Below are 22,199 nucleotides of genomic sequence, written 5' to 3' on the forward strand. Positions count from 1 at the left end.
AATATAATATGTTAAGTAAAGTTTTAACTACCAACAGCTATGATGCGATCGCTCTTGACATTTTTGACAGTATTAGTTGTAAGTGGGATGGTTTGGCTAGGAAATGTAATGCCAGCCTCCGCAGAAGTTGAACCCACAGATATTACCGATCCCCAGCAGCAGTTAGCAGAACTGGTTCAGAAAGCTTTTGAAGCAACAAACGAAGGCAAATTCCCCCTGGCTGAAAGTTTTTGGACTCAAATCATTGACAAATTTCCCGATCGAGCCGCAGCTTGGAGTAACCGTGGTAATTCTAGAGTCAGTCAGAACCAGCTACAAGCAGCAATTTCCGACTACGAAAAAGCGATCGAACTCGTTCCCGACGCTCCCGATCCGTACTTAAACCGCGGTACAGCCTTAGAAGGTTTAGGACGGTGGGAAGAAGCGATCGCCGACTACAATCATGTACTAGAATTAGACCCAAAAGATCCAGCAGCCTACAACAACCGAGGCAACGCCGAAGCAGGTTTAGGTCAATGGAAACAAGCAATTATCGACTACAACAAAGCCTTTGAACTAGCACCTGAATACGCCTTTGCTCGCGCCAACCACGCCCTCGCCCTTTATCAAAATGGACAAACCAAAGAAGCAATTCGCAACATGAAAAACATTGTTCGCAGATACCCCCAATTTGCCGACATGAGAGCCGCCCTCAGCGCTTGTCTGTGGGAGGCAGGACAGCGTGGGGAAGCTGAGAGCAATTGGGTTGCCGCCGTCGGTCTCGACTCCCGCTACAAAGACCTCGATTGGGTTAAAAATACCCGCCGTTGGCCACCACTTGCAGTCAGTGCTTTGGATAAATTCTTGAACTTGAAATAATATTTAGGTTATTGGTTATTGGTTATTGGTTATTTGTTGTTTGTTGTTTGTTGTTTGTTATTGGTTATTGGTTATTGGTTATTGGTTCGTTAGAGTAACCAATAACCCATTACTTCTTCCCCATCCCCAATCCCCAATCCCCAATCCCCAATTCCCAATTCCCAATTCCCAATTCCCAATCCCCAATCTCCTATCCCCAATTCCCTATTCCCTATCCCCAATTCCCATTAATAACCCCCAAATCAGTGCCGGAGTCAACTCTTCAACATTCCTCAAGACTGAGACAGCACCAGCATTTTGTAGCGCCGCAGTATAAGCTTGGCACCGCACAGCATCCTCCAAAACATGAGGTGGCAAAATTCCAATTCCCAGCCAAACTCGCGAGGGTTGTAGTTGACTGGCTTTGACAATAGTGTAAATATCTGCAACAGTATCTCCTGCATAAACCACAGGCAAACTTTCTGGTAAAGCGTTCAGGTTTTCCAATTTTTCAATAGTCGCAAATAGTCCAGTAGGATCGGGTTTTCCCGGTGCATCTTCCATCGCCACTAATACAGGGGAATTTAAGCCGAGTTTCCCTGACAAAACATAGGTAGCTTCATCCCGCATCGCCCCGCTAAAAAAGCCCCAAACTATGCCACCTGTCGTTAAATTTTCCAGGTAAGCCGGACTTAGCAGCAGCGGTTCGTCGCCAATGTAACCAGTCCAATTTTGTTCGTCGGGACCACGATAGCGACTTTGGAAAAATGCTACTAACTCGTTATAGTCGATCGCGCTTTCCGTTCGCGATCGCCCAATGCCCTCAAAATAACGGTAAACTAACTCTTGTGAAGCTTCCCAGTCATTATTCCACACTCCCTCAGACTTGAGAGAGTCAATATCAATAGAATTGGGACGAAAAGCACCCCCCGTGAAATGCTCCACCACATCCGCCAGCGCCCGTCGGTAAGAACCAGACACATCCCGCACCACACCGTCAATATCAAAAACTACAATCGCTCTGTCTGCTGTCATCAGTGCCCCACCCGCAGTTAACTATTGGCATTTTACCTGAGCCAATGTCGGAATTTTAAGTAAAAATGACAAAAGTATGCTAAGCTTAGCGATTGTAGAAATTTTTAATAAGTTCGATCGAAACCCCGGAGGTTTGTTTGTCCAAGTTCATCTTAAAAGTTCTCTGGCTAGAAGAGAATGTTGCCCTCGCCGTTGACCAAGTGGTCGGTAAAGGAACTAGCCCGCTGACAGCTTACTTTTTCTGGCCCCGCAAGGATGCGTGGGAAGATCTCAAAAACGAACTCGAAGCCAAACACTGGATTGCCGACAACGATCGCGTCGAAGTCCTCAACCAAGCGACAGAAGTAATCAACTACTGGCAAGAAGAAGGCAGACGGCGACCAATGAATGAAGCTCAGTCAAAATTCCCCCTCGTGACTTTTACTGGCAGCAACTAATCACAGTTAACAGTTAACTGTTAACTGTCAACTGTTAACTGTCAACTGTTAACTATGTAATTATTTTTTCCTTGAGCGGAATCTATGGGCGGCGACAGTACAATCAACCAAACTGAGCAGCTACCGCTGGTAGTAAATCCTGATATTCTCCAGCAAGCTATTCTCTACAAAATTAATACTAGAATTACCGCCCGCGGAGAAATAATGTTTCCCTGTGTGCCGGGAATGCTAAACCACTATCTCCAGTCCATCGAAAAACTATTCAGCACTCTCGACAGACCTCTGCCAGCAGACAGAAAAGAGGAACTGAGCCAACTGTTAGCCAGCAAATTAGAACAAGGCTACCAGTCTTCTACTGCTTCGATGTTGATACTTCAATACGAGTCAGTTCAGCCTCCCCAAACCGGTTTAGCTTGCAAAGTGCTCGTGGCTACCTCCACAGTAGGAGAACAGTATAAAAGTTGGGTAGATACCAGGGAAGCTCCCCTATTCGGCTCCCATCCAGACGCAAAATTGATGACAACGGTTGCTAAATTGGGAAGTCCCGATCGCGTGCGGATTTTGGACGTGGGTGCTGGTACCGGCCGCAACACTTTGCCCTTGGCGAGATTGGGCTATGCTGTGGATGCGATCGAACTAACCCCAGCTTTTGCAGAACAGTTACAAACTGCTGCGACAGCCGAAAACTTACCAGTGACAGTGACACTAGGCAATGTACTCGACCCCTTAGTGCGGATGAAACCGGCTCGCTACCAACTTGCAGTTGCCGCCGAAGTCATCTCTCATTTTCGAGACAGCGACGAAGTGCGACTGTTCCTAGCAAAAATGTGCGATTCCCTCTGTCCCGGAGGTCTATTACTCTTCAGTACATTTTTATCCGTAGGTGACTACCAACCAGATGCCCTCGTGCGACAAGTAGCCCAACTTTCCTGGTCTACTTTATTTACGCCCCAAGAACTGACTGTGGCGATGGAAGGCTTGCCCCTAGTCCCCATCTCCAATGAATTGGTATTTGAGTACGAACGCACCCATCTGCCCGAAGCAGCCTGGCCCCCGACACCCTGGTTTACCAGTTGGGCCACAGGTCGTGATGTTTTTCCCATGGCCAATGGACGCCCCCCGATGGAATTGCGCTGGATTTTGTGTCGCCGGAGTTAGTACCTAGTTAAGAAGCACAAACACCGAAGAATACTTATCAAGCCAATAACATAAGTTTTGGTTAATTTTTTGTTTTGTAGCTTTTGTACATAAAAATTAATAAAAGTTGTACTAGAATATGCAAAGAGTGAAGCTCGATCGAGACTGGTGCAGCTAGAGTTAAGATCGGACAAACTTATCCCTTAAGATAGATGACATTCTGAGGGAAAAACATCGGCTAATTAATTCTCTCGCTAGAGCAGCGATAATCCTGACACAAAAATATGCTTTTAACACGTCCACTACAAGCGTTTCGAGCAATCTTCAGGGATAAACCTTCAACAAATAGAACGATCGAACAAAAAAGTAGTAAAAATAATTTTGGGGGGAATATTTATCCCACTCCCAATCAACAAATTGACTGGTCTATCGAAGTGGAAAGACTGATGAATAACGTGAAATCTGCCTGTACCAACGAAGAGATTACCGCATGGCTACGCGGATTGCTGACAATTGCTTGGGCTGACGGCAACTTTGACGAAAACGAGCAACAACTGATTGCGACTCTAACTCACGAGGAATTAAATTTAGTATCTTTGGAGACAGATTTTGAACCAATTACCCCAGAAGAACTAGCTGGTGTGTTAGGGAAAAGTACCGCCAACGGTGAAAATTTCTTGAGAACCGCAGTCATGGTAGCTTTAGCAGACGGTACTTATTCCCTTTGCGAAGATGAATTGCTAGAGAAATTTTGTACAGCATTAGGTCAAAATGTGAAGGTGATAGAAGCTCTCCGACACACCATCGAAGGAACCGAATACCCCCTAGAAAAACCCGCAAACTCAGCAGCGGCTGTGGAGTGGAATGCGGCAACACCGCTGAGTGCAAAACCGCTGCAACCACCCCACAAAGATGTCCTACAACCAGTCAAAGACTGGCTCGACGGCTGGGAAATTCACGACCCCAAGGTGGCACACTTTGTCTGCAAAATGATTCCGCCCCAATGTCCGTTTGAGCGAGATATTGTGTTATTTGGCCGCAAAATCGTACATATTCCGGCGATGTGCCAGATTAATCCGCTTTACGAACAGTTGGTAGGGATGCGCTTCCGAGCTCTGTGCTATTTAGCCGATGATTGCAAGGAAGATATCTCGTCCTATTGTTAGTCATGATTCAGGACTCATTAGTCAGTAGCGTTGAAACTACCCAATCTCCCATAGTCGTGAAATATCAAGACTGTGCGGTCTTAATATTGCAAAACAGGCGAATTATGCTCACAAATGGTATAATTAACCACTACTTACTAATGACCACTGAGTCGGGAATGGTTCATGGGGAATAGGCAATGGTTCATGGGGAATAACCAATAACCAATAACCAATAACCAATAACCAATTACTAATTAAATTATGCAATTTATCGATCGAGCAGATATTCAAGTCGCAGCCGGCAAAGGCGGCGACGGTATGGTTGCTTTTCGCAGAGAAAAGTATGTACCAGCGGGTGGGCCAAGCGGTGGCACCGGCGGGCGGGGCGGTTCAGTATTTATGGTGGCGGTAGAAAGTCTGCAAACCCTGCTAGATTTTCAGTACAACCGCATCTTTAAAGCGCAAGATGGGAAGCGGGGTGCACCGAAAAATATGACCGGGGCTGGTGGGGACGATCGCACAATTGAAGTTCCCTGCGGTACTGTAGTTTACGACGCGGAAACTCAGGCAATTTTAGCAGATTTAGTAACCCCCGGACAGACTTTTTGCGTTGCCAAAGGTGGCAAAGGCGGTTTGGGAAATAAATGTTTTCTGACCAATTCTAACCGCGCTCCAGATTATGCCATGCCCGGTGGAGAAGGAGAACACAAGTTTTTGCGGCTGGAATTGAAGCTATTAGCTGAAGTGGGTATTATTGGTTTACCAAATGCCGGCAAATCTACCCTGATTTCTGCTTTATCCGCCGCTCGTCCTAAGATAGCAGATTATCCGTTTACAACTTTAGTGCCGAATTTAGGCGTAGTCAGAAAACCGACGGGAGACGGTACGGTTTTTGCAGATATTCCAGGATTAATTGAAGGGGCTCACGAAGGTGCTGGTCTGGGTTATGAGTTTTTGCGGCACATTGAACGAACTCGGTTACTACTGCATTTGATCGATGTTACCGATGAAGACCCGATCGCGAATTACATTACAATTCGGGAAGAATTGAAAGCTTACGGGCGAGGTTTGGCAAATAGACCGCAGATTTTGGCTTTTAATAAGGTAGATGCGATCGATCTAGAAAGCGCAGAAATGGATAATTTGATTGCTAGACTTCAAGAAATCAGTGGGTCTCCAATTTTGTCTATTTCCGCTGTCAGTCGAGTGGGATTGGATGAGTTGATGCAGCAGGTTTGGCAGAAACTTGACGAATTGAATGAAAAAGAAGCAGCGGAACTTTTAGCAGTTGCAGTTTCCTAGCCGAAACGGGTTCTGCTTTTCCAGAAATATAGCAACCGCCAAAGGGTGCATCTCAATGAGTGCAAATATATTCGTAGGGGCGAAGCATGACCGCTGTAAATCTCTGGTTATCACTAATAAATTGTCTGCGGTCATGCTTCGCCTATGCAAAATCCATGGCTGTTTCATTCTGGTGACAAATCATGGTTTTGTAGGGGTAGTGCCCCGTGCCTACCCTCTTCGTCCAGGATTTTGTAGGTGTTTGGTGAGATTGGGGCGGGCACTCACACGCACCGCCCCTACAAGAGAATGAAACAGCCCTGTTACAAAATCGGGATGCTCCCCCGCCAAAGCGCCTTGGCGACTGCTATTTCCACTCAAGTAAGTTGCCGATCAAATTTGGTTGGAGTTAGGAATCAGCCCGTTGTAATCAATTCTGACCTGTCCATTTCGAGAAACAGTAACAACGCTTTCTATCCTATAGACAGAAGAACCAGGTCTGCTTCCTTTAAAAGAAAATGTCCAAGTACCATCGCCATTGTCTACAAACGGCGCTTCCGAAGAAACACCGTGCATAGAAGGTTCGGCTCGATATTGTCCCAAGCCACCGTTGGCGACTTCTGCTGCTTGACGAGCTAAGTTTTTGGCCCGATTCAGTTCGATATTATTGGAAACAACTGTGATTTCGTCGAATTCACCTTGAGGAGAAGAATTGGCATTACTCGCTGAGGGACAGACTCCAACAGCCATAATTGATAATGCTACCAGATAAGGAAGCCTGATGTTTGGTTTCATAGGGCAAACTGATTTATAGTTTGTCAGATATACAACAGTTAAACTAAAAATCCGGTAACAACAAAAAATTTTTTAAAGCGGCTTTTGCCTTGTGGTTTAATTTTTAAGTTTTACTTTAGCATCAACCGTAGATTCTCCATCATTTAAATACTGATAACTCATCCGAGAAATATCCCGAATCAAACTTTGAGCAGGCTTCTCTGTTTCCGGGGAATGTTTCACCATTACCGCCACTAAATAACGCTTGCCGTTTGGCAAATCTACCATCCCTGCATCGGCTAGCAAAGTGTTGATATTTCCCGTTTTATGAGCAATAATTGCCTCGTCCCCCAAACCTTTGGGTAGCAAACTATCATTTTTAGTTTGCCTCATGATTTGAAAAATGCGATCGCGCGATTTCACTGACACCAAATTACCCCGATCGATCTGGGCAATAATATTAATCAAATCCTTGGGACTGGTAGTATTGGTTCCCTCTAAATCAGGCAATTTATTGCGAATAACCGTCGCCCTCAAACCCCAGGTTGCAAATTTCTGATTCAAAACTTCTGCACCTCCCAACAACTCAATCATCATATTTGTCGCCGTATTGTCACTGACAACAATCATTTTTTTGGCAACTTCCAAAGCCGAATACTTCGTACCCGGAGGTTGGTCTTGCATCTCTCCCGAACCGCCCACAATATCTTCGGCCCGTAGAGTCAACATCTGATCTAGTCGCACTTTCCCCTCATCTACAGCTTGGAAAAAAGCTACTAAAATCGGCACTTTAATCGTACTAGCTGAAGCAAAAGTAGTGTCCCCGTTAACATTTAGGTAGCTTCCACTATCTAAATCGACTAAGAATACTCCCGCAGTCAAGCTAGGGTTGTCCGTGGTCAAAACCTGAACTTGCGTTTTGAGGGTGGCTAATTCTTGATTCAGTTGCAGTGCAGGGGGGGCTAGGGTTGTAGCTGCGGCGCTATCACTTTCTGCGGGAGTTTGTTGCCCATTAGCTCCTGGAGCGTTCTGTTCTTGCGCTGTGGAACCCGATCGACTCACAGCATTCACCACTGACAACATTGTCCCGCAAATCACCGCCATCCCAACTCCCAAAATCAACAAACGAGTAGCGTACACCAGCGGTGGTGTCGTGCTAGGTGTGGGTCGTTTGCGGGGTTTATCGCTGGCTTGGGGGCGCTGTTTGGGGTCGGGGCGTTTTTTGACCTTGGGAGGCGTTTCAGTGTCTGCAATGCGACCTAAATAGGACTGGGAGCGACTTCCGGGACGGGATGCAGGGGTGGTTGGCGGTATAAACTGGCTGTTGGGATTGCTGGCCGGACTCAGATTTTCTGGTGTTGGCCCTGGATTGAACAAATCTACAGCAGCGAGGCCTTTTTTGGGAGATTGACGGCTCTTCGACTGGGGAGTTTTGCTAGTTCGGGGTTTTTTACCCGTAATTGCAGATTGGGGATTGGATAAAAAGTCTGGTGTGTTTAATTCTGCGGGGGGATTAGCAGGGGAATTTGCCCTAATTCTGCTGCCGCTTGGTGGTTCCAATGGTAGAGTCGAAGGTTCTTTTGCTTTACTGGAAGCTGGCGGTTTTGGTTTCTGCGATTGGGTGGAACCGCGGCGGCCTGATTTGCTAGACTGATTTGTTTTGCTCGACTGCTGAGATGATATTGAGGAGATCTCTGAGAATATCGATCGCTTGGGAAACCGCTCTGCCACGTCTTACTCCTTCACCAATGTACACTTCAAATTGCTGATTTTTAATCTGGATCGCTCGCCTTTTGAGCTGGATAATCGGGCAACGCCTGATCCAGACTATCAGAAACAGGACCGATCGGGTGAGTTTTTCCGATCGCCCATTCTACTTGTCGGAGAATCCCCCGCAACATGGCGACTTCCCCAACGGAAGGATAGGCGCGATTATATAAATGGCGAAATTTTGCCATCCGGCTGGCTGCTGTGTGGGGATGCAAGTATCCCACTTTTAACAACAAAGTTTCTAGTTGCTGGTAGTATCCTTCTAAATTTTCTAAGGTAGCAGAAGCATCTTCTTCCTTCACCGCTTGGGGGAGGTGATGATTCCTTCCGGGAGTTGGGGGGGGTGATGATTCCTTCCCCCCTTGGGGGAGGTAGGGGGGAGTTTCCTTATTTTCCCCCCTTGGGGGGGGTTCCTTCTTTTCCCCCCTTGGGGGGGGTAGGGGGGGGTTGACTTCGATGGGGGGGTTAAGAACTAACTTATATAATTCATAGCAGCAGATAGCAACGGCTTGGGCGAGATTTAGGGAGGTGTAAGCTTCGCTGGAGGGAATGCGGATCAGGCGCTGAGCATAGTTTAATTCGGCGTTGGTTAGGCCACAGTCTTCTCGACCAAAAATGAGAGCGCTGGGGGCTTCTAGGAGCCAAGGTAAGGCATCTGCTGGTGCTTCTGGCTTTGTGGCTAAGGGGCGATCGTCCCCTGTGGTGGCGATCGCCCTTGTACAGCCTACCAAAGCCGCTGGCAAACTCTCAACTACTCTGGCATTTTCCAATATATCGGCGGCGCGCACAGCCATCAGTCGGGCTTCTGCTCCTAAATAATCGCACTGGGGATTGACCAAAACTAATTGGTGCAAACCCATATTTTTGAGCACGCGGGCTACAGAGCCTACATTCAAAGGGCCTGCGGGTTCAACTAAGATAATTCGGATGTTGGCGGCGGCCGTTGAGAGCATTTAATTTAGGGAGATATAGCGAAGGAAGAAGGAAGAGGCAATGGTGAGCAAGGGTTTCAGCAATCAACAATGTCTGTTCCACAAGCAAATTGTTTTTTTCGCAACAGGCATCTTGCGTGCTCTTGAAAATGATACAAAATGTAAATTAGTTATATGTATTGTCAAAATTAACATGGCTAAGCAGCGATCGAAATCCGATTTACCTACAAAAATTTGCCCGGTGTGCGATCGACCTTTTACTTGGCGCAAAAAATGGGCTGAGTGTTGGGATGATGTCAAATACTGCTCGGAACGCTGTCGTCGCCGTCGGCATAGCACCGAAAATTAAGAATTTCTTGCCATTTACAAAACCGAGGTTAAGATTGCAAAGGAAAAATCCTAGGTTAATTTAAAAAGTATGGCATCGCAACAGGTACAACCAAAGTTAGTTATTCACGGCGGTGCCGGCAGTTCTCTACATAGCAAAGGCGGAATTGAGGCGGTACGTAAATCGCTTTATCATGTTTTGGAGGAAGTTTATCCCCTGCTCAAAGATGGTGCGAGTGCCGTAGATGCAGTGGTGCGGGGCTGTCGGTTATTGGAAGATGACCCACGTTTTAATGCGGGTACGGGTTCTGTGGTGCAGTCAGATGGTCAAATTCGGATGAGTGCTTCGTTGATGGATGGTTTTGTGCAGCGTTTCAGCGGGGCGATTAATGTTTCTCGCGTTCAAAATCCGATCGAACTTGCTAAATTTTTGCAGACTTCGGACGATCGGGTACTCTCGGATTATGGCTCGGCGGAATTGTTGCGAGAACTTCACTTGCCGATTTACGATCCTATGACGGATTTGCGTTTACATGAGTGGATGGAGGAACGCAAAGGCAATTTTAGCAGAGCCATGGCTACTGTGGTGGCGGAACCGGCCTCACCCCCCCTGTCCCCCCTTGGTAAGGGGGGAGAAAGGGGGGTAGGTACGATCGGAGTCGTAGCTTTGGATGCCGAGGGACGTTTGGCGGCGGGAACTTCTACTGGTGGTAAGGGTTTTGAGCGGATTGGGCGGGTTAGCGACTCGGCGATGCCGGCGGGAAATTATGCTACTGGAAGTGCAGGGGTAAGTTGTACCGGAATTGGCGAACACATTATGGATGAGTGTTTGGCTGCCAGAATTGTGATTCGGGTGACGGATGGTTTTAGTTTGAAAGCTGCTTTTGAGCGTTCTTTTACCGAAGCTGACGAACATAAACGGGATTTTGGGGCAATTGGTATTGATGCTACTGGTGCGATCGCTTGTGGTAAAACTAGCGATGTGCTTCTAGGTGCTTTTCACAATGGTATGCAGATGGGCGATTGTTTGGAAATGAGTAAGGGAACTCTAGTTTTTATTGCTTAAAAAGCATTTTGAATAAGTGGTTTAGCTCCCCGGCTTCTTGAACAAGTCGGGGTTCTCGATGGGTGTTAGTTTTATCACTTACTGACAAGCTGAATTGATTCGCAGCTACCTTAATCCTCGATCGCACTTCGGCGCGCTTTAATCAAAAACTGATTAGCCTTTTCATAATTAGGGCGTTCGGGTAAGCAACTTGAGTCAAAGGCGCGATCGAACTCTCGATGCAAATCCAGCCGCCACTGATTCACCTCATCCCAGGGTACTTCCTGATTGCGGATCGACAAAAGTTGCGATCGATAATCATCCACTCGCACCGGCACAAAACCCTCCTTGAGCACCGTAATTCCTGACAACAACAACCGAATTAAGTGCATGGCGTGCTTCCAGCGAATTTCTCCTGAATTTCGCAAGTCTTGCTCCATTTTTTTAAACTGAGATAAAACGTAGCCGTTGTAAGTTTGATAAACCAATTTAGACAGAAAGATTTCCCGCATTTCCAGCAATTCTTGTGCTACAGGGGAAAGGGTTTCTACCAAAGGAGTATACAAACATTCCAGCACATTTGGATTACCTTTGAGCGCCACAATCAAAAACTTTTGCAGTTCCCAATAACATTCATCATTTTGCTTGTTTTCCAATTGCTCTGGAATCCCATAAAGCGACCAATGAAGGTTTGCGGGTGGCAGATAAATCCCGCGCCGATCTGTATCAGATTGCGCGTTATCTAAACCATAGGCTTTGGAACCGACTATGCAGCGGTAAATGACAGAATCATACAGGTTATATTCTGCTAAAAAATCTGCTTTTGACTGCAATCCTTCGCTCTGAAACTGCTTGCGGATACTGAGTTCGTGTCGCCGTAAACTGATTTCTGTGCCGTCTGGGAGTTTGACTAAATATGCGTGAGAATTATCCGTAGGCGATTGAACGATGACACCTACTGCTCCTGGTTTCCAAGATTGATTAGTGGCGGGGTTTTTGACCTCGATTTTGGTGACAATCTGGGTTCCTGCGGGGATGATTAAGTTGAAATTTTGGGAAATATTGGCATTTGCCATGAGGGAACCTCCGGGGGGGCAAGAGTTATAATATTATTGTAACATATGTGTAGTATTAAGGAAAGGGAGTTTTGGGCGATCGCGTTCCGCCCCGCAAGCTAAGGCAATTTTGACCTTGTTGAACAGTGTCTAATTATTAAGGAGGAAGATTAATGCGTTATACTATGGTAATCGAAGGAGATATTTCAAATGATTTCTCAACTACAACCTCAATTCATGAGTCCCCAAGAATATCTGGAATGGGAAGAACAACAACCCATTAAATATGAATATATGAATGGGGAAATCTTTGCTATGACCGGGGGAATTCTGGCCCATAACTCCATTGCGATCAACCTGACATCTGCACTCAAAAATCACTTGCGGGGTAAAGGTTGTAAAGTTTTTATGGCAGATGCCAAACTAGGGGTTTCGCAAAATGGTCCTTTTCACTATCCAGATGTCATGGTCAGTTGCGATCCACTCGACCAAAAAGCCCGTAAAGTTATTTATCATCCCTGTTTAATTGTTGAAGTGCTATCTCCAAGAACAGAAGCATTCGATCGCGGCCAGAAATTTAGAAATTACCGTCAAATTGAAAGTTTAAAAGAATATGTTTTGATTGAAGCCGATCGCCTGAACGTGGAATGTTACCGCATCAATGAGAAAGGCAAATGGGAACTCACTGCTTATTGTCTTGACGCGACAACTATCGACGGTACAGAAGTAGAAGTTGATTTTACGAGCGTTGATTTCTGCTGTCCGATTTCTCTGCTGTATGAAGATGTTGTTTTTCCCGAAGATCATCCTGTTTTCTAGTTGTAGGGTGCGTCAGGGCAGAATGTGACGACAACAAACTAAGAATTTCCCCCTGACGCACCCTACTGTTAGCTTACTGTGTTGAACATTGTCTTCAGATTGAGCAGAATCAGGTTTTTTATCAGTCGCCCTAGGTTACAATCGAGAGGTTGCTGAAGTTAAAGCATATTATGGGGATATAAATGCGGGAGTTGATGAATTTTATAGATAAATGAACAATGAAAGTTAGAGAAGTTATTAAAATGTTAGAAGATGATGGTTGGTATTTAGCTAGAACAAGGGGCAGTCACCGTCAATTCAAACACCCAGAAAAGGCTGGAACTGTCACGGTGTCAGGTAATTTAGGCATTGATATGCCAATTGGTACGCTTAAAAGTGTTTTGCGACAATCTCAACTAGAGGAGGAAGATTAATGCGTTATGCTGTGGTAATTGAAAAAGGTAAAACTAGCTACGGTGCGTATGTTCCCGATTTACCGGGATGTGTGGCTGTGGCTGAAAGTTTAGAAGAGGTGAGGAATTTAATTAAAGAGGCGATCGCATTTCATATTGAAGGACTACAAGAGGATGCTTTTCCGATTCCCGAACCTGTCTCTATTTGCGAATATGTTGAAGCTTAAGCTAAGCACCAATTAATTTTTATTTCCAGTCCGTTTTTCTACCTGCTTGATTTTTTCCTCATACCCCCTTTTCACTTTCATGTTGTGCAGGAAGTGCTACACGCCCATGAAAGTTGTAGGGTGCGTCAGGGCAGAATGTGACGACAATAAACTAAGAATTTCCCCCTGACGCACCCTACTGTTAGCTGTGAAAAATGTGGGTTAGTTTGAGTGAAAAAAATGGGCAATACAGGATTTGAACCTGTGACCCCTTCCGTGTGAAGGAAGTGCGCTACCACTGTGCTAATTGCCCGTAGATAACTAATCTATCATACTATGTCCAGATTTGCAAGCACAATTTCCCGAAAAATTTAGTGGCACTCGACAAAATGCCCGATCGCACGCACAGGCATTAGTCGAGCCTAGCATCAATCAACCAACCACCAGCCCGCCGCGGGGCCGACAAATCGTACTACAACCCACCAAGCAACCAGCAAACTAATCCCGATCCAGCTTCCCCGACTTGTCCACTTTACAAAATCTTCGCTTTGGGTTTTCGTGATCGGCAGCCAAGGATAGATACGTTCTTCTTCACCATACTTGTCGCCGATCGCCTGTTTGCGACGTTTAGATTCGCCCATAATCTTTGTCTACTAAATTAGATTTCCAATTGGATACTGAACCAAATTATACGCCAACAGGTCAAACCCGCCCCTAGGGTTTAATTTTTACCGTTTCCAGTAGTTAACAAAACCCGCTTTGCTAAAGGTTCTGGTACTTCCTGCAACCGATCGAATTCCCAGTGGAAAAAGCCGACTCCCATGGTTTGCGATCGCAATTCGACAATGGAATCCTGCATTTCTGCTAGCGGCACATAAGCTGTAACGGTATCCCATCCTTTCCAGTTTGATTTGCTTTCGTAGCCGAGAATTTGACCGCGGCGACCGCTCACTAATTGCAGCACTTTTGAAGTAAACTCATTGGGAGTGTGAATCTCCACTTTGGCGATCGGCTCCAGCAACACCGATTCACACTTCGGCATCCCCTCCTGCATCGCCAAACGCGCCGCCTGTTTGAAAGCTTGTTCCGAACTATCGACGCTGTGATAGGAACCGTTTGTCAGTGTCACAGCTACGTCTACCACAGGGAAACCGAGGGGGCCGCGATCGAGATATTCGCGCACCCCAATTTCTACACCGGGAATGTACTGTTTGGGGACGACTCCACCGACGATGCGATCGCAGAAATTGAAGCCTTCTCCTCGTGGCTGCGGTTGAATGTCTAGGTAAACGTCACCAAATTGTCCATGGCCACCGCTTTGGTGTTTGTAGCGCCCGTGGATGGCTGATGCGGGTTTGCGGATGGTTTCTTTGTAGGGTACTTGTGGTAAGTGAGTTGTCATCGGCAAGTTATACTTGCGGCGCAATCTCTCTAAAGATACTTTCAGGTGAATTTCGCCTTGACCCCAAAGTATAATTTCGTGGGTGTCGCCGTGCTGTTGCCAAACTAAAGATGGGTCTTCTTCCAGGAGTTTGGCTAGGGCGCTGGTCATTTTTACTTCGTCGTTGCGTTTTTCAGGGGCGATCGCCAAGGCGTACACTGGCGACAATATTTCGGCTTTTGGCAATGACTTGGTGCGATCGACTGTCAGGGTATCGCCTGTGTTTACACCTTCTAGCCGTCCCAAAGCTACTATTTCCCCGGCCCTGGCATTGGTTAAGCTTTGGGTTTGCCAGCCGTTTAAACGGTACAAACCGTTAACTCGAATGCCGTTCAAAGTTGTTCCATCTGCTAAGGTCCCCTGCCATATTCTCACTAAAGATAGTTTGCCACCCTGGGGTGTATAATAGGTTTTCAGGACTTGAGCGGTGACTTTTTCATCACTTTGTATAAGACCGCGCCTTTGGGCTGTTGTTTCTGGGGCGGGGGCTTCTCGCAGCAAAGCTTCCAGTAATGGGCGCACCCCAAAATCTTGTTCTGCAATACCGATGAATACGGGCACGATTAAATCGGCACCCAATTCCATCTTTAAATCGCGGGTAATTTCTTCGGTGTGGGGGTTGATTTCTTCCAACAATTCTGCAAGTAAATTATCGTCAAAATTTGCCAATTCCTCCAGCATTTGTTGCCGCGCTTCGTTTTCTTGGGCTTGGAGGTGTTCTGGTAGCGGTACGGGATCGGCGGGGGCTCCTGGATGGTAGTGATAAGCTTGTTCGGTTACTAAGTCGATGAAACCGATGATTTTTTCGTTTTGTCCGATCGGATATTGGTGAGGTACGATCGGTCTACTAGAAATAGATTTGAGTGCGTTGATGATGTTGGTAAAGTTGCTACCGCAAGTCGTTTCGTCGGTACAAGCGCGGTCTATTTTGTTGACAAAAACTAGGTGGGGAATTTCCCAATCATCGAGGAATTTAAACAGGGGCGCGAGGGTGAGAGTTCGATCGGTTACGGGTTCGCAAACTACTATGGCCGCGTCTACACCGATGAGTGCGTTGAGAGTTTCTTGAGCAAATTCGATGGACCCTGGACAGTCAAGAAATGTGAAGCGGACATTTTCGTATTCTGTGCTCGCGGCGTTCACTTCTGTGCTCATTTTGCGATCGCGCGCTTCGGGGGAACTATCACCTATTGTATTGCCATCTTTGGCATTACCTTTGCGGGTAATTGCCCCTGTCACCGATAGTAAACTCTCCAGCAGTGCGGTTTTACCGCTTAAATAAGGGCCAACAATTGCAATGTTCCGCGTGGCCCCAATGACTTTGTGGTTCATATTGCCTCCGACTGAAAACAAGTTTTCAATTGCTCTAGAGTGGATTAAATTGAATCTCATCTTCTAGACTGTTTCTAGGTAATTTTTGATTGCACTCTAGAGCAATTTTAGATTTTGGTATGATTCAATACTTTTGACCCTAGCGTGTTTTGGGTGACAAAACAAAAATTGTATTTTTTCTTAATATTTTGATTTTTTTTACCGCAGAGAGCGCAGAGAGCGCAGAGGAGGAGGAAAGGGGGCTAGTTATTCCTAGTTATGGTGGATTTTATGTGGCTCTTGTTGTTATTTTGATTTTTTTTACCGCAGAGAGCGCAGAGAGCGCAGAGGAGGAGGAAAGGGGGCTAATTATTCCTAGTTATGGTGGATTTGATGTCGCTCTTCCTCTGCGTCGCATTTCTCTAATTTCTCAGCAATCGCAAGCCGCTTAATGTTACTATTACTGTAGAGCCTTCGTGACCGATGACACCTAAAGGCATGGTAATATTTCCGATAAAATTAGCCGCCAGTAATAGCATAATACAACTGAGTGCAAAAACAATGTTTTGTTTGACAACATTTTGAGCGCGACGCCCTAAAATAATTGCTTTTGCTAGCTGTTCCAATCGATCGGCCATTAATACGATATCCGCAGTTTCCAAAGCTACATCGCTGCCAGCAATTCCCATGGCAATTCCCACAGAGGCTTGAGCGAGGGCGGGGGCATCGTTGATACCGTCTCCTACCATGGCGACGGTTTGATATTGTTTTTGCAGTCGTTGAATTACGGCTACTTTGTCTTCTGGTAACAGTTCGGCATAGACTTCTTTGATGCCTAATTCGTGGGCGATGTATTGAGCTGTTTGCTGATTGTCACCCGTTAGCATAATTATATGTTCTACGCCTAACTTGGTCAAGCGTTTGATGGTATTGGCTGCTTCGGGGCGGAGGGTGTCTGCTACAGCAATTATGCCCAACAGTTCATCGCCCTGACTCACCCAAACCACTGTTTTTCCTGCTGCTTGCAACTGTTGACTGACTTGAGTTAACTCTCCTGTTGCTTTTACAAAATTAGCTTTACCAATGGAGATGATTTGGTTGTTGATTTTGCCGACAATTCCTTGGCCGACTTTGGCTTGAACTTCGGTGGCGATGGGAAGTGCTAATTTTTGCTTTTGGGCGGCTTCGACAATGGCAATTGCGATCGCGTGTTCTGAGTAAGTTTCCAAGGCGGCCGCTAATTGCAGAACTTCTGTTTCAGTATATCCGGTGGCGGGGACAATTTGGATAACTTCCGGTTTTCCGGTAGTTAGAGTTCCTGTTTTATCAAAGGCGATCGCCCTGACTTTACCAATTATCTCTAACTGCGCGCCACTTTTAAACAAAATTCCCTGTTTCGCCCCATTGGCAATTCCCGAAAGTAGGGCGGGCATAATCGAAGCCATCAGCGCGCAGGGAGAAGCAACTACTAGGAAAATCAATGCCCTATAGATTGTATCTTCCCAATTCCAACCGAAAATAAATGGTGGCAAAGTTGCCAACAGCAAGCCAAAAACTACAATAAATCGAGCATAACCACGCTCGAATTTTTCCACAAACATTTGAGAAGGAGGTGCTGCGGTTTGTGCTTGCTGTACCAGCCGAATGACGCGCTGAATTAAACTGCTTTCTGGGGTTTTGTGGACTTCTATTTGTAGCGCGCCGAAACCGTTAATTGTTCCGGCATAAACTTCATCACCCGCTGTTTTTTCCACGGGCATAGATTCGCCGGTGATTGAGGCTTGATTGAGGCTGCTAGCACCTTCTAAAATTATCGCATCCGTGGGAATTATTTCTCCTGGCTTGACTAAAATGCGATCGCCAATTTGCAATTTATCGATCGCAATTTTCCTTTCATCGCCATCCACCACAACTCTAGCAGTATCCGCAGTCAAACTCATCAAACTGCGGATGCTGCGTTCAGTCCGCTGCATAGCATAACCTTCTAGGGCACCGCTAATCGCAAAGATTAAAATCAACACAGCGCCGTCAACAATTAAATGATATTCATGTCGCCACAGTCCCAAACCTGCCGCCCCCAAAGCAGCCACAATCATTAGCAAATCGACATCTAATTCATGTTCTTGAAAAAGCGTCGTTAATCCTTCGCGGGCGCTGGAATAACCGCCGATGACATAAGCAGCCGGGAGGATGAATATAGCCAAGCCCAACCAGCCTAGTTGCAGCGCTAGGGAACCCAAAATGACCAGAATTCCACACAGGGTGGCGGTTAAAGCGTCGGGATGTTCTTCTGCTAACTGAGAGATGCGAGAAATTGAGATGGAATTAGAAGTCATTGGAAAAATTTGATTTGGTAGAATGACTTCTGTAGCCTAAACCTTGACATTAATGTCAATGTCAAGAGTAAAACCAAAATAAATTCGTCATCAACTCGCCCCTGGTTACATCCGAGATTCCGACAGGGATTGAAATCCCTGTCGAGAAAGCGCAAGTCCTCTCACAGAGGACTGAAGAGAGTTGAGATAGGACTTGCGGGTGAATGCGATGGCCCAATATATAATTCAAGCATCTCAAATCTAATGCCCAAATACCTCACAATCAAACAACTTACAGAAGCAGTTCAAGGTGCTGTCACCCCCCGGATGGTAAGACATTATCACTCCTTGGGGCTGCTTTCGACCGCAGTGCGATCGACCTCTAATTACCGACTCTACACCCGCAGCGATGTGCAGAAACTGCAAAAAATAGTCGCACTAAAACAGCAAGGTTTTCAGCTTTCCCACATCCGCAAGTTGTTAGAAACTGATGGGGATGCTTCTCCTGACGCGCTGATGGGGACTCTACAGCAACAGTATCTTTCTGTTACTGAGCAGATAGTTCGCCTCCGACAAACGGCTTTAGCGCTGGAGGGTTTGCTGGGGCGGGATCTCTCCTGTCAAGCGGTTCAAGGGGAAGCATTGGCGCAAATGAGGCTGTTACAGGTGGAAACTGAGGGGGGATTGGGTGAGTTGGAACAGTTGTGGGAGAGTTGGGATGCTGTGGCGCATTCTCACCCGGAGAATTTTGAGGAATCTTTGCAGCATTTGTTGCCGGATTTGAGCGATCGCTCAGAAATTGAGGTAGACTTGCTTTCAAAACTGGTATTAGCTAGTGGTGATTGTTCCCTATTGCCGTTTGTGAAGTTGAGCGAAACTGCGATTCAATCGGCGCGGGAAGCTTTGAAAAATCGCTGTCAAATTGTGGCTGATGTGTCGCCAGTTTTTGCTGCTTTGGATGCTACTAGGTTAGCACATTTGGGAACAAGTATTGTCAATTTAATTGACGCTCCACACATTAATGCTCCTGGGGAAGCGGAACAGGAATTTTGGCAAAAAAAAGGATGGTGTGAACAGTTGTTGCAAGTGGAAAAAGGATGTATATTGGTGATAGGATATGCGCCTTCTGTGTTAATGGCTGTTTGTGAGGCGATCGAGCTAGGGGAACTGCAACCGGCTTTGGTGATTGGTATGCCGATCGGTTTTAGTCATGCTCCAGTGGCGAAACGGCGTTTAGTGCGATCGGGTGTTCCTTATATTACGACTGTGGGGACTTTTGGCGGTGGATTGTTGGCGGCGGTGGCTTTGAATGCTTTGGTTGAGTCTTTGATTGAAAAGCCGAATTGTCATTGTCATCTCAAGTGAAAATTTGTTTTGAGAGTTATCAGACGATGGGGATCAGAAACCGGGTTTTTTACCGAATCTGCGGTTGATAATCAAGTATTTTTGTAAAAAAACTCAGTTTCTAAACACTGCGTAAATCGTGACATACTCCCACATCAAATCTGAGTACAGATTATGATGTGGGCTTCTTAACAGCCCGATGAAGGGTATGTAAGATTTCCTTCTGGTACGCTTTATCCATAGAACCAACTATGGAAAGATTCCCACTACGGCGTTTTATACTGGGGAAAATGTCCAACCCCAGTCTTTTTACGTTAATCGCAGCATTAAGATCGCGATCGACCATTAAAGAATGTTGCTCATCCCAATAGTTCCGTATACCGCAATCGGTGAAAATAATTTCATTCCGATAGCACAGAACCATTGAAGTATAAGCAGGTTTCTGCGGAACGACGACTGCTCCAGCTTTTTCGGCAAGGATTCACCATTTCCCCAAAGCCCCCCACACCATACCCGAAACCACCCCCCAAATCGCCCCTAAACCCGAACCAACGATCGCCCCCGCCACAGGAGCAAAATCTCCCACCACCCCAGGGTTGATAGCCGGAAACACTACCGACAAGCCCCCACCCAGCACCATACCGACGATCGCCCCCAAGAAACTGCCCCAAATCCCTCCCAAAAATCCCCCACTCACCCCCGAAGGCTGAAACGACACCGGCAACTTCGGCGCAAACCCACAAAAACCCAACAAACTCCCAGAAACCATACCACCAACCGAACCCACCCCCGCCGCTACCATCCCCACCACCAACAACAAATTCGCAAACTCATTCCCCGGAGTCATCGTCCCACTATATTGCTGCCACACCACCAACCCCGAACCCAAACAAACACCAGCCAAAGTCCCCAAAAACGCCCCCCAGACAGCCCCCAAAAACGCTCCCCGTCGGCCCCAAACTCTCCCCATCGGCACTATCAGAGGAGGCTTAAAGCTCGTCCAAACCAAGCCCCAGACAATACCCACCCCCACACCAGACCAAATTCCTCGACCGATCGCCGGATTCTCACTAATCGCCCCAAACACCACACCCCCGATCGCCGCCAACACAAAAGCCCCCCACAAAGTCCCCACCAAAACACCCACCCACTTCCGCAAAATCCGATTCGGAGGTACAGCCAAAATGCCCCATATCATCCCAAAAAAAGCGCCCCAAATCGAACCCACAAAAATTGCCCCCAAAATCGCCCCACCACCCTGGGCGATCGCCGAAAATACCCCCGCCACCGCCGCCAAACACAAACCGCCCCAAACAGCACCCCAAACAGCATCCTGAAATACCCGTTCCAACTTGCTAACAGGTACTGTCGGAGGCGGAGTCCGAGAAGACATCGGCATCGGCAACAGTGGCGGCTGGTATTGACCTAGAGACCTTGGCAGTCCCGTAGACTGCTGTTGTCTGGGTCTTGCGGTCTCCCGTACAACCACGGGGGGTTTGGGCTTCTGACGCTGATTTTTCGCAGGCTGCAAGTTCACTCCGTTGCGGACTGCTTCCCGCGAGGGGAATGGATCGCGCCCTTTGAGCAGTTTTGCCCGATCGCACCAAGGACAGCGACTGAGATGATTGCCGTATTTATGTTGATTATTTCTGCTGCAAGTAATTAGAGCATCTTCCGCTTCCCGCAGCGCATTTACCCAAGTTTTGGCATCCGGGCGCGCCAAAGGACTGGTGTGCCCATCCTCAAAACAGCGGATAAACATCTGTCGCAGTCGGGGATGCAGCATTTCCCAAGCTGGTGCTGCGGGCATGGGGCGATAGGGAATTCGCTTGGTGCCAGAGGGGAAATGGCCCGATCGAATTCTTGCTTCTAAGGGCGGCGGTTCATCCGTACCGAGATAAACTCCTGAAAACGGGTGCGTACCTTCCATCAGTAGTTGAAAAATTAGCACCGCTAAGCCGAACAAATCATGTTCTGGGGATCTGTCAATATCCCGAAAAGTTTTTCCCTGCAATTCCGGTGGCGTAAACTCTGGCTTTCCCACGGGACATCGATAAACGTAACCTGTATAGGGATCGCGTACTTGAAAGGAATCCGTATCTACCAAGGTTACTAAAGCTGTGTCGGTGACGAGGATATTCGACTCATTCACATCGCCGATCACGTAACCCCGTACATGGAGGGCGTTGACGGCGGCTGCCAGATTTCGGGCGGTGCGATGCAGGTAAAGATAGTTAAATAGCGGTTTTTGTTCGCGACGGGTTTTGGGAGTGTAAAAAGTGTGAACTGGCGATACCTTGGTGACGCGGGGCATCACAAAACCGACGATTTTTTCTCGCCCGCCGACAGTATGCAGTAAATCCAGTGGCCAAGCAATTGAAGCGTGTCCCGGTGCGGCGATCGGCGCATCTGGTGGCATACTAAACATGACTGTGAGTTTGTCGCCGTCTTCTTCTGTCGGTCTGTGGTAAATTTTTGCTACTAGGGACTGGTCTTGGGGGAGGGGATAGATGCGACCTTCACCTCCACTGGCGATCGCCGTGTTAGTGTCGATCGCGATCAGTTGTCCGCTAAATTGCCGCTGCAACTGCAT

At 47.0% G+C, this 22,199-nt stretch carries 21 protein-coding genes and 1 tRNA gene; 12 read left to right on the forward strand and 10 right to left on the reverse strand.

The genetic code is table 11. From position 1 onward, the window contains the following. The first annotated feature begins 39 nt into the window (after positions 1–39). Complete coding sequence (locus AAFP14_RS02070; RefSeq protein WP_341730666.1) at positions 40–858, forward strand: tetratricopeptide repeat protein; 819 nt, start codon at positions 40–42, stop codon at positions 856–858. Positions 859–1,062: 204 nt separating this feature from the next. Here AAFP14_RS02070 and AAFP14_RS02075 read toward each other — a convergent pair whose 3' ends face one another. After that, a complete protein-coding gene (locus AAFP14_RS02075) occupies positions 1,063–1,872 on the reverse strand; it encodes a TIGR01548 family HAD-type hydrolase (RefSeq protein ID WP_341730667.1) in 810 nt (269 codons plus the stop codon). A 116-nt stretch (positions 1,873–1,988) separates the two neighbouring features. Here AAFP14_RS02075 and AAFP14_RS02080 point away from each other — a divergent pair, with 116 nt between their 5' ends. The 4 genes from AAFP14_RS02080 to obgE all read left to right on the forward strand — a co-directional run bounded on the left by AAFP14_RS02080 (position 1,989) and on the right by obgE (position 5,896). Then, a complete protein-coding gene (locus AAFP14_RS02080) occupies positions 1,989–2,309 on the forward strand; it encodes a 30S ribosomal protein PSRP-3 (RefSeq protein ID WP_340523226.1) in 321 nt (106 codons plus the stop codon). Between the two features lie 84 nt (positions 2,310–2,393). Then, the gene (locus AAFP14_RS02085; protein WP_341730668.1) at positions 2,394–3,467 is read left to right on the forward strand and encodes a class I SAM-dependent methyltransferase; all 1,074 of its coding nucleotides are present in this window, start codon (positions 2,394–2,396) and stop codon (positions 3,465–3,467) included. Between the two features lie 263 nt (positions 3,468–3,730). Next, positions 3,731–4,612: a Mo-dependent nitrogenase C-terminal domain-containing protein gene (locus AAFP14_RS02090; protein ID WP_341730669.1), complete on the forward strand. Its 882-nt coding sequence runs from the start codon at positions 3,731–3,733 to the stop codon at positions 4,610–4,612. Positions 4,613–4,855: 243 nt separating this feature from the next. Next, positions 4,856–5,896, forward strand: a complete 1,041-nt coding sequence (obgE, locus tag AAFP14_RS02095; protein ID WP_341730670.1) for a GTPase ObgE — start codon at positions 4,856–4,858, stop codon at positions 5,894–5,896. A 372-nt stretch (positions 5,897–6,268) separates the two neighbouring features. Here the strand turns inward: obgE and AAFP14_RS02100 are convergent, their stop codons facing one another. The 3 genes from AAFP14_RS02100 to AAFP14_RS02110 form a co-directional block, all read right to left on the reverse strand. Next, complete coding sequence (locus tag AAFP14_RS02100) at positions 6,269–6,670, reverse strand: hypothetical protein (protein WP_341730671.1); 402 nt, start codon at positions 6,668–6,670, stop codon at positions 6,269–6,271. Between the two features lie 96 nt (positions 6,671–6,766). Then, entirely contained in the window at positions 6,767–8,380 is a 1,614-nt protein-coding gene (locus AAFP14_RS02105; RefSeq protein ID WP_341730672.1) for a serine hydrolase, read from the reverse strand. 41 nt (positions 8,381–8,421) lie between these two features. After that, entirely contained in the window at positions 8,422–9,372 is a 951-nt protein-coding gene (locus AAFP14_RS02110) for an RNA methyltransferase (protein ID WP_341730673.1), read from the reverse strand. A gap of 40 nt (positions 9,373–9,412) precedes the next feature. Between AAFP14_RS02110 and AAFP14_RS26650 the strand changes: the two genes are divergently transcribed. Both AAFP14_RS26650 and AAFP14_RS02120 read left to right on the forward strand, forming a co-directional pair. Next, positions 9,413–9,700 (forward strand): DUF2256 domain-containing protein, encoded by a 288-nt coding sequence (locus AAFP14_RS26650; protein WP_472851016.1) that lies wholly within the window; start codon positions 9,413–9,415, stop codon positions 9,698–9,700. A gap of 69 nt (positions 9,701–9,769) precedes the next feature. Continuing rightward, complete coding sequence (locus tag AAFP14_RS02120) at positions 9,770–10,744, forward strand: isoaspartyl peptidase/L-asparaginase (RefSeq protein WP_341730674.1); 975 nt, start codon at positions 9,770–9,772, stop codon at positions 10,742–10,744. A 110-nt stretch (positions 10,745–10,854) separates the two neighbouring features. On the opposite strand, the gene AAFP14_RS02125 is transcribed toward AAFP14_RS02120, so the two are convergent. Next, positions 10,855–11,799, reverse strand: coding sequence for a nucleotidyltransferase domain-containing protein (locus AAFP14_RS02125; RefSeq protein WP_341730675.1), 945 nt, complete (start codon positions 11,797–11,799; stop codon positions 10,855–10,857). A 189-nt stretch (positions 11,800–11,988) separates the two neighbouring features. Between AAFP14_RS02125 and AAFP14_RS02130 the strand changes: the two genes are divergently transcribed. The 3 genes from AAFP14_RS02130 (at position 11,989) to AAFP14_RS02140 (ending at position 13,216) form a co-directional block, all read left to right on the forward strand. Further along, positions 11,989–12,597 (forward strand): Uma2 family endonuclease, encoded by a 609-nt coding sequence (locus AAFP14_RS02130; RefSeq protein WP_341730676.1) that lies wholly within the window; start codon positions 11,989–11,991, stop codon positions 12,595–12,597. A 218-nt stretch (positions 12,598–12,815) separates the two neighbouring features. Next, the gene (locus tag AAFP14_RS02135) at positions 12,816–13,010 is read left to right on the forward strand and encodes a type II toxin-antitoxin system HicA family toxin (protein ID WP_333253065.1); all 195 of its coding nucleotides are present in this window, start codon (positions 12,816–12,818) and stop codon (positions 13,008–13,010) included. Next, the gene (locus AAFP14_RS02140; RefSeq protein ID WP_333313260.1) at positions 13,010–13,216 is read left to right on the forward strand and encodes a type II toxin-antitoxin system HicB family antitoxin; all 207 of its coding nucleotides are present in this window, start codon (positions 13,010–13,012) and stop codon (positions 13,214–13,216) included. The genes AAFP14_RS02135 and AAFP14_RS02140 overlap by 1 nt, the downstream gene beginning before the upstream one ends. A gap of 220 nt (positions 13,217–13,436) precedes the next feature. On the opposite strand, the gene AAFP14_RS02145 is transcribed toward AAFP14_RS02140, so the two are convergent. The 3 genes from AAFP14_RS02145 to AAFP14_RS02155 all read right to left on the reverse strand — a co-directional run bounded on the left by AAFP14_RS02145 (position 13,437) and on the right by AAFP14_RS02155 (position 15,968). Further along, positions 13,437–13,508 (reverse strand) — tRNA-Val (locus tag AAFP14_RS02145). A 115-nt stretch (positions 13,509–13,623) separates the two neighbouring features. After that, on the reverse strand, positions 13,624–13,836 hold the full coding sequence (locus tag AAFP14_RS02150) for a DUF2839 domain-containing protein (protein ID WP_341730677.1): 213 nt from the start codon (positions 13,834–13,836) through the stop codon (positions 13,624–13,626). Between the two features lie 80 nt (positions 13,837–13,916). After that, positions 13,917–15,968, reverse strand: coding sequence for an elongation factor G (locus AAFP14_RS02155; protein ID WP_341730678.1), 2,052 nt, complete (start codon positions 15,966–15,968; stop codon positions 13,917–13,919). A 149-nt stretch (positions 15,969–16,117) separates the two neighbouring features. Between AAFP14_RS02155 and AAFP14_RS02160 the strand changes: the two genes are divergently transcribed. After that, on the forward strand, positions 16,118–16,399 hold the full coding sequence (locus AAFP14_RS02160) for a hypothetical protein (protein ID WP_341730679.1): 282 nt from the start codon (positions 16,118–16,120) through the stop codon (positions 16,397–16,399). Here the strand turns inward: AAFP14_RS02160 and AAFP14_RS02165 are convergent. After that, positions 16,370–18,283 carry a heavy metal translocating P-type ATPase gene (locus AAFP14_RS02165; protein ID WP_341730680.1) on the reverse strand — a complete coding sequence of 638 codons (1,914 nt, stop codon included), beginning with the start codon at positions 18,281–18,283 and terminating at the stop codon, positions 16,370–16,372. The genes AAFP14_RS02160 and AAFP14_RS02165 overlap by 30 nt on opposite strands. Before the next feature lie 243 nt (positions 18,284–18,526). Between AAFP14_RS02165 and AAFP14_RS02170 the strand changes: the two genes are divergently transcribed. Then, positions 18,527–19,627 (forward strand): precorrin-8X methylmutase, encoded by a 1,101-nt coding sequence (locus AAFP14_RS02170; protein ID WP_341730681.1) that lies wholly within the window; start codon positions 18,527–18,529, stop codon positions 19,625–19,627. Positions 19,628–20,087: 460 nt separating this feature from the next. Here the strand turns inward: AAFP14_RS02170 and AAFP14_RS02175 are convergent, their stop codons facing one another. Continuing rightward, a complete protein-coding gene (locus tag AAFP14_RS02175) occupies positions 20,088–22,199 on the reverse strand; it encodes a DNA-binding protein (RefSeq protein ID WP_341730682.1) in 2,112 nt (703 codons plus the stop codon).

The organism is Microcoleus sp. EPA2, assembly GCA_020882975.1.
Lineage (GTDB): Bacteria > Cyanobacteriota > Cyanobacteriia > Cyanobacteriales > Microcoleaceae > Microcoleus.

Coding starts and splice junctions, on each gene's coding strand:
- AAFP14_RS02070 (WP_341730666.1), top strand. CDS start 40: ATGATGCGATCGCTCTTGACATTTTTGACAGTATTAGTTGTAAGTGGG.
- AAFP14_RS02075 (WP_341730667.1), bottom strand. CDS start 1,872: ATGACAGCAGACAGAGCGATTGTAGTTTTTGATATTGACGGTGTGGTG.
- AAFP14_RS02085 (WP_341730668.1), top strand. CDS start 2,394: ATGGGCGGCGACAGTACAATCAACCAAACTGAGCAGCTACCGCTGGTA.
- AAFP14_RS02090 (WP_341730669.1), top strand. CDS start 3,731: ATGCTTTTAACACGTCCACTACAAGCGTTTCGAGCAATCTTCAGGGAT.
- obgE (WP_341730670.1), top strand. CDS start 4,856: ATGCAATTTATCGATCGAGCAGATATTCAAGTCGCAGCCGGCAAAGGC.
- AAFP14_RS02100 (WP_341730671.1), bottom strand. CDS start 6,670: ATGAAACCAAACATCAGGCTTCCTTATCTGGTAGCATTATCAATTATG.
- AAFP14_RS02110 (WP_341730673.1), bottom strand. CDS start 9,372: ATGCTCTCAACGGCCGCCGCCAACATCCGAATTATCTTAGTTGAACCC.
- AAFP14_RS26650 (WP_472851016.1), top strand. CDS start 9,413: ATGGTGAGCAAGGGTTTCAGCAATCAACAATGTCTGTTCCACAAGCAA.
- AAFP14_RS02120 (WP_341730674.1), top strand. CDS start 9,770: ATGGCATCGCAACAGGTACAACCAAAGTTAGTTATTCACGGCGGTGCC.
- AAFP14_RS02125 (WP_341730675.1), bottom strand. CDS start 11,799: ATGGCAAATGCCAATATTTCCCAAAATTTCAACTTAATCATCCCCGCA.
- AAFP14_RS02130 (WP_341730676.1), top strand. CDS start 11,989: ATGATTTCTCAACTACAACCTCAATTCATGAGTCCCCAAGAATATCTG.
- AAFP14_RS02135 (WP_333253065.1), top strand. CDS start 12,816: ATGAAAGTTAGAGAAGTTATTAAAATGTTAGAAGATGATGGTTGGTAT.
- AAFP14_RS02140 (WP_333313260.1), top strand. CDS start 13,010: ATGCGTTATGCTGTGGTAATTGAAAAAGGTAAAACTAGCTACGGTGCG.
- AAFP14_RS02150 (WP_341730677.1), bottom strand. CDS start 13,836: ATGGGCGAATCTAAACGTCGCAAACAGGCGATCGGCGACAAGTATGGT.
- AAFP14_RS02155 (WP_341730678.1), bottom strand. CDS start 15,968: ATGAACCACAAAGTCATTGGGGCCACGCGGAACATTGCAATTGTTGGC.
- AAFP14_RS02165 (WP_341730680.1), bottom strand. CDS start 18,283: ATGACTTCTAATTCCATCTCAATTTCTCGCATCTCTCAGTTAGCAGAA.
- AAFP14_RS02170 (WP_341730681.1), top strand. CDS start 18,527: ATGCCCAAATACCTCACAATCAAACAACTTACAGAAGCAGTTCAAGGT.
- AAFP14_RS02175 (WP_341730682.1), bottom strand. CDS start 22,199: ATGCAGTTGCAGCGGCAATTTAGCGGACAACTGATCGCGATCGACACT.